Annotated in this window: 9 protein-coding genes; 6 read left to right on the forward strand and 3 right to left on the reverse strand. The window is 47.6% G+C overall.

Annotated elements, in window-relative coordinates:
• Positions 1 to 691: 691 nt before the first annotated feature.
• The 4 genes from QUB56_RS35155 to QUB56_RS35170 all read left to right on the forward strand — a co-directional run bounded on the left by QUB56_RS35155 (position 692) and on the right by QUB56_RS35170 (position 3816).
• Positions 692 to 1051: a hypothetical protein gene (locus QUB56_RS35155; protein WP_332960990.1), complete on the forward strand. Its 360-nt coding sequence runs from the start codon at positions 692 to 694 to the stop codon at positions 1049 to 1051.
• 592 nt (positions 1052 to 1643) lie between these two features.
• A complete protein-coding gene (locus tag QUB56_RS35160; protein WP_332960991.1) occupies positions 1644 to 2000 on the forward strand; it encodes a hypothetical protein in 357 nt (118 codons plus the stop codon).
• Between the two features lie 135 nt (positions 2001 to 2135).
• Positions 2136 to 3416, forward strand: a complete 1281-nt coding sequence (locus QUB56_RS35165) for a S8 family serine peptidase (protein WP_332960992.1) — start codon at positions 2136 to 2138, stop codon at positions 3414 to 3416.
• A gap of 172 nt (positions 3417 to 3588) precedes the next feature.
• Positions 3589 to 3816: a hypothetical protein gene (locus QUB56_RS35170; RefSeq protein WP_332960993.1), complete on the forward strand. Its 228-nt coding sequence runs from the start codon at positions 3589 to 3591 to the stop codon at positions 3814 to 3816.
• 9 nt (positions 3817 to 3825) lie between these two features.
• Here the strand turns inward: QUB56_RS35170 and sfsA are convergent, their stop codons facing one another.
• Both sfsA and QUB56_RS35180 read right to left on the reverse strand, forming a co-directional pair.
• Complete coding sequence (gene sfsA, locus QUB56_RS35175) at positions 3826 to 4560, reverse strand: DNA/RNA nuclease SfsA (RefSeq protein WP_332960994.1); 735 nt, start codon at positions 4558 to 4560, stop codon at positions 3826 to 3828.
• Positions 4561 to 4641: 81 nt separating this feature from the next.
• Positions 4642 to 5826, reverse strand: coding sequence for a DUF3095 domain-containing protein (locus tag QUB56_RS35180; protein ID WP_332960995.1), 1185 nt, complete (start codon positions 5824 to 5826; stop codon positions 4642 to 4644).
• Between the two features lie 67 nt (positions 5827 to 5893).
• Here QUB56_RS35180 and murJ point away from each other — a divergent pair, with 67 nt between their 5' ends.
• The gene (gene murJ / locus QUB56_RS35185) at positions 5894 to 7507 is read left to right on the forward strand and encodes a murein biosynthesis integral membrane protein MurJ (RefSeq protein WP_332960996.1); all 1614 of its coding nucleotides are present in this window, start codon (positions 5894 to 5896) and stop codon (positions 7505 to 7507) included.
• A gap of 169 nt (positions 7508 to 7676) precedes the next feature.
• Here murJ and QUB56_RS35190 read toward each other — a convergent pair whose 3' ends face one another.
• Positions 7677 to 8753 carry a TIGR03032 family protein gene (locus QUB56_RS35190; protein WP_332960998.1) on the reverse strand — a complete coding sequence of 359 codons (1077 nt, stop codon included), beginning with the start codon at positions 8751 to 8753 and terminating at the stop codon, positions 7677 to 7679.
• Positions 8754 to 8834: 81 nt separating this feature from the next.
• On the opposite strand from QUB56_RS35190, the gene QUB56_RS35195 reads away from it, so the two are divergent.
• Positions 8835 to 10618, forward strand: a 1784-nt coding sequence (locus QUB56_RS35195) for an FG-GAP-like repeat-containing protein (protein ID WP_332960997.1), incomplete at its 3' end; no start/stop codon positions are given.

Raw genomic sequence — 10618 nt, forward strand, 5'->3', positions numbered from 1 at the left:
TTCTTCCTTATATTTGGGTACTAATTCACCAAAGGTACACCTAGTAACTGTAGCACTATTTTAGGAAAATGGTATTATAAGGCACAAGCTTGTTATCGGGCGACTCCTTTCGCGGGCTGGAAGTGTGTTAATAAGAACGGCACGCTTTTGTGTCTGTAGCTAGCTTTTTGGACGCCAACCCCACGCCATAAACCTAAGGCTTCTGGGGTTGCCGGCCGGATTTCTCACGCAACAGGCTTGTGAGAAAAAGCTATGCCAAAAACAGGCATAATTTGTTGCAATACCTTGATAATCCTATACGCGGCACGTGGTATTGCTCTCAAAATAAATTTCGATGAGTATTAGATCCAAAGCTGCGATTCACTTGTGGAAAGCAGCTTTTAACTACTCCCTGTCAACGTTGTTATCTATAGTGAATTAACTAATTTAACCTGGAGCTTTTTTGCTAAAAGCGCGAAAAAAACAGGCTAAGTAGGTTACGAATTCCTGCAGATGTATTTTCTGGTAGACGCGCTCCAGAGTGGATTATTACAGACGAAGAAGAAGCTCGAACTACGCTCAAAGAGATTGCCAAAAATCGCATCATTGTAGCCGAGTCCGCGTCAGCAGAAGCTGGATTGGGGTTTCGCGGTTTCACCATTGAACCCCTCTCTGACGAGCTTGCCTAAGACTTTGAACTACCCGCTAGTATATGGCAGCAGGTGCGAGTGCAACTAGCGCTAAAGCGAATGAGATTGCTGAGCGTTTAATCGGCTTAATCAGCAGTGCTGAATCCTCTCCAAAAGCATCGGCTTTAGGAGAAGAACTACCTTTAGATGAAATGTTGCAGAATTGCCTGCGACAACAACTGGAAACCAGTAGCCGACTTTTAGTCTCTGATGTTCGAGACTTATCACAGATGACGATAGAAGCCTCAAGTGAACAGGCTGCTACCTGCATTTATGATACTTCGCCCTATAACCCCGGCTTCTGGAACAACAACCCCCTAATCCTGCAGAAGAACAACTGCTATAACTATGCGAGTAACAAGCGGGCAGATACTTTTGCCTAACCAGGAAAAAGATGCGGACATATAGCGGTTCGATCGCGCGGTGAGGTATGCCCGTGGGCCCGTGGATTCGTGGGCCAGATAGTACCTCATGTTACTGAGAAAGGCTATATGTACACCGCAATTAACTGTGTAGAAGTTACCAAAGCTTCCCTGTGTTAGGGATTGCACAAAGGCTATGATTGTTGCCCCGCCTCACAAGCCCCTGGCTATTTAGTAGAACTGGTTATCGCCCCTGGCCCGGGCTTTGTTGATTGCCACTGATACCGCCAAATGCGAGAAGGATTTTGGGTTCACAAACCGGGCAAGACAGCGGTTCGGAATACAGATAACAGCGGCACAGTCATCACTAACCCAGCTACCTGTAACTCCGGGCATTAGACCATCTTCTGCAGCTACTTTTACACTTGTAAGAGCCAAAAGATTAAATAGAATCTATAGCACTGCGGAATGTGGGTTCCCTACACTGAACAAAGAGACCATGCAACGGGTTAATTCATTCACAACAAATCCAGGAAGGATAATTGGCTTGGTTTTTTTAAGTTTTTTGGTGACAGGGCTTGCATGTTGAGTCACGGCTTTAGGAGACAAAAAAATGCAAGTAGAAGTGGATATGTTTAGTGGCCGACTAAACCCACATTGGGAATTGACAGTGCCAGAATTTCAGGAATTTGCACGGCGGCTTCAATCATTATCGGCACAGAAAGGAGAAGGCTTTGTTAATGCAGGGTTGGGGTATCGTGGTTTGATTGTTCGAGAAAGTTGGGAAGAGGTAGAGGGCGAGCCGGACATTGTAATTTGTCATGGATTTGTCGTTGCTAAACTCCAGGGCAAATCTCAACTGTTTACCGATCGAAACCGTGCTTTAGAAAAATGGCTAATCCAGACAGGAGAAGGACGGTTAGATGATGTACTCTACGATCAAATTAACAAATTAGCCGAGCCAACATAACAGGAATTAACTGTTAGTGTGAAAATTGCTCGGCAGCGTCAGTCCGAAATAAGTCTATTTAGCATCAAAAAAACTGGAGATTAATGTCAGAAAAACTGTCATTGATTTCTAATAACAGTCAATAAGAGGTGTTTTATGTCTCAACAACCTAGTTTTCCCATCCCAGAAACGGCCCCAGCCGCTCGAACAACAGGGCGTTACATTATTACTTTCCGCGAAGATGCGGTGACAGAAGGGTTAGCCCTCCTAAGTGACCGAGCTGGCATCACGGGACTGGCAAACGCTGCGGATTTCCCGGACTCGGCTCTAGAGTTCAGCGCAATTGAAGCAGCAGGGGGAGCGGTGTTCCCAACTCTCGGTGTGGCCGTCGTCTCCATAGAGGAAGGGGGTGTCAGCAGCATCATGACATCAGCGCGAGAGGATTCTGCCATCAAGGCGATCGAACCCGAGCGCATTTTCTACGCTATTGAGGATAGATTGTCCCTAGAGTATTTGCGGGGCTATCGCGATGCGGTGGATAACCTGTACGAGAAAGCCACTACTGAGGAGGTAGCCGAAATCAAGAAAAAACAATGTTTTGCTGATGATATCCAGTTTACTTGGGGTCTGAAAGCAACGAAGGTGAACAACTCTCTGTTGACTGGTAGCGGAATCAAAGTTGCTGTGCTGGATACGGGGATGGATCTGTTGCATCCCGACTTCGCTGGCAGATCGATCGTGTCGCAGTCCTTCGTGCCTGGGGAGGCTGTACAAGATGGCAACAGTCATGGCACGCACTGCATTGGGACAGCGTGCGGGTTCAAGGATCTCAACGGCCGCAGGTACGGAATCGCTTACGAATCAACCATTTATGTCGGTAAAGTGATGAGCAATTCCGGTAGTGGCAATAGTGGGTGGATTCTCGCCGGGATGGAATGGGCGATCGCCAATGGGTGTCAAGTGATCTCGATGTCCTTAGGAAACCCCACTCGAACACCGTCTACTGCCTACGAAACAGTCGGCCGCCGGGCACTGCAAAATGGGTGTCTGATCGTGGCAGCCGCCGGCAATAACGGAGCAAGCGGAGGAACCGTCGGACAACCAGCCAATAGCCCGTCGATTATGGCTGTTGGGGCGATCGATAACTGCCTCGCAGTGGCTAACTTCTCGGCTAAATCTGGCAAATCTCCAGGGGCTAAAGTCGATATCGCCGCTCCTGGAGTGGATATATACTCATCAGTGCCTATGCAGCAAGATCGTTATGCTTCTTACAATGGCACTAGCATGGCCACACCGCACGTGGCTGGGCTCGCTGCCCTGTATGCCCAATCAACTGGTAAACGAGGTTCTCAACTTTGGCAATTGCTAACTTCTCATGCTATGGCGCTACCGTTGCCAAGTGCTAGTGTCGGAAGTGGCTTAGTACAAGCTCCGTAATCACTCCGGGCGATCGAACTTACGCAGAGAACCCCCGCGCATCCCCCTTAAAAAGGGGGACTTTCTAGTTCCCCCTTTTTTAAGGGGAGTAGGGCATAACAGAGCGCTATCGGATTTTAGGTTTAATTAGTTTGACAATAGCTCAATTGATTTGGTGCAAAGGAGGCTGAAGATGTCTGAGGAACAAGTAGAGCAAATCGTAGTGACTGTTGACGACCAAAACTTACCGATTATTCAATCTGTTGTCACTGGGTTAGAATCGGCGGGAATGAAAGTCGATCGGGTGCTACCTGTTACTGGCATTATTACTGGAGCAGTTTCTCAGTCAAAGTTAGAAGGACTAAGGAAGGTACCGGGTGTCGCTCATGTCGAGGTCGATCGACAAATGGAGGCAATTTAAACTAATCCATCATTGGGGGTGAAGTAAATTTAGTTTGGCTAACCCCAAATAGCGCACACCTTCTGGCGTCACGTCAAACCGGCAAGGCAAAACTTCGACACCTTCACCCATCGCCTGTCTGAACAATTCTCCGTAAACGCGATCGGCACTATCCCCGGGAGCAAAATCAGTACAATCTCCGCGATTAATAAAATACAGCATTACAGCCCTCGCACCCAGCCGCATCACTTCCATCAATTCTCTCAAATGTTTCTGTCCCCTCTCCGTCACTGTATCGGGAAATAAAGCCAACTGCTGTTTTACCCAAGTGGTATTTTTCACTTCCAGAAAAATCGGTTTTTCCTCACCCGTCAGCCAAAAATCAACTCTACTTTTTTGATCGGTGCCGTAAACAACCTCTGGTTGAATTAAACTGTAATTGCCCAACTCAGGAAACAATCGTAATTCCAAAGCTAATTTAATAACTCGATTTGGCAGCGCAGTATTAACTCCCACCCAAGTTGGTTCTGTGTCGCACACCTTAATTAATTCCCAAGTATAAGCCAACTTGCGTTTGGGATTATCGCTGCCAGATACCAGCACGGGATTGCCGGGAATGCAAACACCAGTCATCGGGCCAGTATTCGGACAGTGTGCGGTGATAATTTCTCCCGTAGTTAGTTCGATATCCGCGAAAAATCGCTTGTACCGCTTGATTAAAATGCCTGGTAACAGAGGTGGATATTTGTAAATAAAATCAGTCATTCGATTTGAGATTTTAAATTTTAGATTTTAGATTGAGGCATCATAGCATGAAACAACGGTTTGTAGTTTATGTAGGCTTACTTATTCATTCATTCCTTCATTCATTCTTTGTTTCATATCCTTCGCCGCTAAAGCATAACCTCCATCAGCGCCATCTACAAAATGCACTTGTCGGCCACCGCGTTCAAACACCAAACAAGTCATCAACGCCCTGTCAGAAACGTGCAAACCGTAAACCAGCTTGCCTTCTCGGTAATTCCTCTCCAAGTACCGCGTCAATTTTTTTCGTCGCCACTCATTGCCAGAAATTACCATTCTCAACATATCATCAAATTTGCGGTAATCCGTAGCTGCGATCGCCATATCTTTATAAACTCCCCAATCTAACTCTTCTGTCTTAACCTTCAAATTCATTAGCAGCGAACCAAGGGCAGTCTCTAACTGTATTTTTGATAAATATAGCTGGCGGTCTAACCAACTAGCACTGCTCGCCCTAACTAGAGTTTCTTTAATCAGTTTGGCACTATTCAACGTCAACTTAAGATTTTTACGGTCGATCGGATTTAAACTATTTTCCTTCCCGTAAATGTATTGGATTTTTTTTAAAATATTTCTATAAAATTGATGGCTCTGCGGATCAAAATCCGATCGCACCATTACCAGCAGCGTTACTATTTCCCCGTACTTGCTAGGAATATCCTGCCATCGGCACTCCAATCCCGAAAAATCGGCTTTTGGAGAAACCCCATTATTTTTAATGCTGTAAATATTACCAGCAACCCGGTCTTTAATAAGTTCAGTAGCATGGGTTAAGCCGCCGCCGATAAAAACAGCTTGGCTGTAATTTTCCGAAACTTTAAACTTAGCTATTTTTACCGAATAATTAGCTGCTACCACAACTTTAACCGGCACCACCCCAACGCGCAAATCCATGTCAAATTCTCTCTTAGCCAGTTGTTGAGTGGCGAGCAAAGCTTTCTGGGCAGCGGGTAAAAGCGATGGTCCCATTAAAAGAGAAGCGCCGTCGCCACCAAACACAAACGGAATCTCAGTTTCGCCTGCTACATTCAAAACAGCAACGATCGAAGAAGCCCCCAATAAGTTAACTTCTTTGTATTTTCCAGCTTCGATCGCCTGTGTAGAACCGCGAATATCTGTGACAACAATGTACCAGTCATCAGGTACGTCAACAAAATTACCCAGATCCGTAATCTTGAGAAAATTGTCCAGTAAAGGTAATTGGGAATAGAAATTTTCTGAATTCATGTTATGATTTTCCAGATTTGCTATTAAACTTAGTGAAGCCTTTTAGCACTAGCATTTGTAACTATTTGTGTCTCAACAGCAGAAGCCCTCTCGTTCCCTAGCGGGGATTGCCGGCATTGTCGCAGTCGCCACTATAATTAGCAAAGTCTTTGGATTGGTGCGCCAAATTGCGATCGCCGCAGCCTTTGGAGTCGGCGTCGCCGTCGATGCCTACAACTACGCCTACGTCATCCCTGGTTTCTTATTTATTTTGCTCGGAGGGATTAACGGGCCATTTCACAGCGCCATAGTCAGCGTTTTAGCCCGCCGCGACAAAAAAGAAGCCGCCCCCTTAGTCGAGACTATCACGACCTTAGTCGGCGGCTTGCTGCTGTTGGTAACAGTAGCTTTAATTATTTTTGCCGATCCCCTGATCGATTTGGTAGCACCGGGATTAAATAGAACAGCAGAAGGTTTACAAATCAAAGCAATTGCCGTCCAGCAATTTCGGATTATGGCACCGATGGCATTACTTTCAGGCTTAATCGGCATTGGTTTCGGCACTCTCAACGCCGCCGATATGTACTGGTTGCCTTCGATTAGTCCTTTATTTTCCAGCATTGCACTTGTCGGCGGTTTGGGGATTCTCGCACTGCAACTCGGAGACAAAATTATTCAGCCAGAATACGCACTAATGGGCGGCCTAGTGTTAGCTTGGGGAACTTTAGCGGGCGCAGTTTTGCAGTGGTTGGTGCAACTCGTGGCGCAGTCGCGCGCCGGCTTGGGAACATTGCGCTTGCGGTTTAATTTTAAACGCCCCGGAGTGCAAGAAGTAATTAAGGTGATGGTTCCTGCTACCTTATCCTCAGGAATGCTGCAAATTAATGTCTATACTGACCTATTTTTCGCATCCTACATCCCTCAAGCTGCCTCGGCGATGGGTTACAGTGGCTTGTTAGTTATGACGCCTTTAGGCATCATTTCTAATGTAATTTTAGTACCATTTTTGCCCATATTTTCTCGCCTCACCGAGCCCAAAGATTGGCCGGAATTAAAAGATCGAATTCGCCAATCTTTAATTTTGACGGCCCTTACGATGCTGCCGCTGAGCGCTTTAATGGTAACGCTGGCTGGACCGATCGTCCGCGTTGTTTACGAACGCTATGCTTTTGATCGATCGGCCTCGCAGTTTGTTACGCCGATATTGATGGCTTACAGTATTGGAATGTTTGTGTATTTGGGACGCGACGTTTTGGTACGGGTATTTTACGCTTTGGGAGACGGAGAAACCCCTTTTCGCATCAGTATTATCAATATCTTTTTAAACGGTCTGCTAGATTATTTATTGGTAGGAGCTTTTGGCGCGCCCGGATTAGTTTTGGCGACGGTGGGAGTGAATCTTCTTTCAATGATTATGCTTTTGTACTGTTTAAATAAAAAGCTGGGCGGCCTGCCTTGGGGGCAGTGGAGTTTACCTTTTCTGGGGTTAACTTCTGGCAGTTCTCTAACTGCTTTCGTCACCTTGGCTACTCTGCAACTCTGTCAAAGAGTTTTGGGTACTGAAGGTTTGGTAATTCAATTAGTGCAGTTGAGTGTAGCAAGTTTTGTAGGGTTAGGGGTTTTTGCCCTGTTTGTCAGTCAGATGAAGCTGCCCGAAGTTGATATGTTTGTCGATCGCATTCGCGGTCGTTTTCGCAAATAAACATCAAAAAATTGCCCCAAATTCAAAGAATCAGCAAAAGTACGCGCGTGCGAAGCTATCCCGTAGGGAATCGCCCGTCGAGTAAAAACAGACAAAAAAACGCTCTTGCCCTTAAATCCAAATCACCATTTATCTGCGTTAATCCGCGTACATCTGCCACCATCTGCGGTTAAAGTTCCAAAGTAATTAACTGAGCAATTTCGTCAGTTTGAAAACCCAAAGCCATCGGTCTTTGCACTGCCGGAATCACCTGCACATCGTAGAGTTCCGTGACAACTCCTTCAAAGCGCAACCAGTGAACGATCGCCCCCGTCGTCAAATCGATCGCCATCATACCACAGCGAGGCTCAGCATCCTTGGCGACCAACAACTCATCCAATTCTAAACCGCTAAAAGTATTGTCACCACCCCGAGGTTTCGAGAGTCCAACAATCGCCCAATTTTGCCAAAAAGCTAATCCTCGGACATAGCCCGGACAAAACGTAATCGCCTCAAATTTTCCTGTGTTTAAATCCACATAACCTAATTCCCCTCTCCCCGAATTCAGCAACCACAACTTATCTTGATACCAGCGGGGCGAGTGAGGCATTGACAATCCTGTGACTATAACATCATTAGATTGAATATCAATAACTATACCGCCGTTTTGTCTGCGATCGCGCCAGCCATCCACCACATCCGACTGACTCGAAGCCGTGACATATTTCGCCTCCCCGGCTACCATTGCCAAACCGTTGAGGTGACAGCGGTCTTCATTGATATATTGTGAGATAAAGCCTGGTTTCCAGAGAGGTTTGCAACTGTGGCGAGCGCTCACTGTAGCGATACAATTAAACAAAGTGCTAATAAAAATGATTTGATTATTTTTATCAACTGCGATATCGTGAATGTCGATATCTCCTGTAGTATAACCGATTCTTGGTATATATAATTTATCATAGCCTTGGTATAAATTCCCGGATTTTAAGACATTATCTAATTGCCAGAGTTGATATTTTGAACTTAAATAAAGGCGTTCTGGCGTGCAGAAAAGCCCCATTGCGCGATCGAAGATTCGCCAAAAAGCCGAGATTCTGTTCGTTTCTGGCGCAGCACCTATTAACATTAACCTGTTGGTTTGATAGGTAGTGCAAGCGAGGCTGATTTGTTGTTGGGTTAACCAAGAGGGAAAATCGATCTCGCCAAAAATCTCGTGTTCCGAGGCTGTATTGAAATTTGTGCGATCGTGGATTGAATCAGAAATCATATATTTTCTATACAAATTGCGATCGTACCCAAATAACATTGCTAAGGTGACAATTGTTTCAGATATAACAATCATCTACCAATGCTAAATACAATTAGAGAGCTCGCTTTCATCGCCTCCGACATCCCAGACAGTCAAACCCTAATCTCGGGCATCAAAAAAGGCATCGAAACCGCCATCCTCGACCCAAACCGGGATGCCATAGCACAAATCACCCAAACCATCAAAGGCAAAAAATACTCAGCCATCCACATCATCTGTCACGGTGCCCCGGGTCATCTGCAGTTAGGGAATACAGCATTAAATATTGAAACCCTGCCCCAGTACACTTTTGAGATACAACAGTGGCGAGAAAGTCTAACAGCAGAGGCATCCATCCTACTGTACGGGTGCAACGTCGCCGAGAATCTAGAGGCCGGTTCGCGTAGATATTTGAGAATAATCGACAACTCAAATAAACCAGCCCCCACCCCAGCATCCGGCAATCAATTCCTGACTCAACTGCACCAACTCACCGGGGCATTCATCGTCGCCAACCCCAACCCCACGGGCAACTCCGCACTGGGAGGAACCTGGAAACTCACTTCATCCATCCCCCCATCCCCCCAAGCGCCCAAACTCGCCCTCACAGAAACCGCCCTCAAAACCTACAGCGGCATCCTGGGTTTAGCCCCCAAAGTAGACTTCCCCATTGGGACTCGCCCCTTTGAAGTCAGCATCGGCGACATCAACGGCGACGGTTTACCAGATGTAGCAACGGCGAACACTGACGGGTTCGCCACCTCCATCCTCATCAACACCACCCCCACAGGCGCCACCACCCCCACCTTCGCCCCCGCAGTAGACTTTCCCACTGGGGCTTTCCCCCCTTCAGTCAGCATCGGCGACATCAACGGCGACGGTTCACCAGATGTAGCAACGGCGAACTTAGGCAGCAACACCACCTCCATCCTCATCAACACCACCCCCACAGGCGCCACCACCCCCACCTTCGCCCCCACAGTAGACTTCCCCACTGGGGTTAGGCCCTTTTCAGTCAGAATCGGCGACATCAACGGCGACGGTTCACCAGATGTAGCTGTGGTGAACCAATTCAGCGATACCACCTCCATCCTCATCAACACCACCGCCACAGGCGCCACCACCCCCACCTTCGCCCCCACAGTAGACTTCCCCACTGGGGTTAGGCCCTATGGAGTCAGCATCGGCGACATCAACGGCGACGGTTCACCAGATGTAGCTGTGGCGAACAGTAACACCACATCCATCCTCATCAACACCGCCCCTATAGGCGCCACCACCCCCACCTTCGCCCCCGCAGTAGAATTCCCCACTGGGATTTACCCCAGAGCGGTCAGCATCGACGACTTCAACTTGGACGGTTCACCAGATGTAGCTGTGGCGAACCGTAACAGCAACGATGTCTTCATCCTCATCAACACCACCCCCACAGGCGCCCTCACCCCCACCTTCGCCCCCAAAGTAGACTTCCCGACTGGGGCTCAGCCCTCTTCAGTCAGCATCGGCGACTTCAACGGCGACGGGAAACCAGATGTAGCAACGGCGAACTACGGCAGTCGGAGCACCTCCATCCTCATCAACACTACCCCCACAGGCGCTACTACCCCCACCTTCGCCCCCAAAGTAGAGTTCACCACTGTGGCTGGCACCCTTTCAGTCAGCATCGGCGACTTCAACGGCGACGGGAAACCAGATGTAGCAACGGGGAACGTTGGCAACAACACCATCTCCATCTTCCTCAACAACACCCCCAAAGTCAGCATCGCAGCCGGCACTACCCCCACCGAAACAGGCCCCACTAATGGCACATTTACTATTACCCTCGATACTCCCGCCCCCGACGG

Source organism: Microcoleus sp. AR_TQ3_B6 (assembly GCF_036702785.1).
Lineage (GTDB): Bacteria > Cyanobacteriota > Cyanobacteriia > Cyanobacteriales > Microcoleaceae > Microcoleus.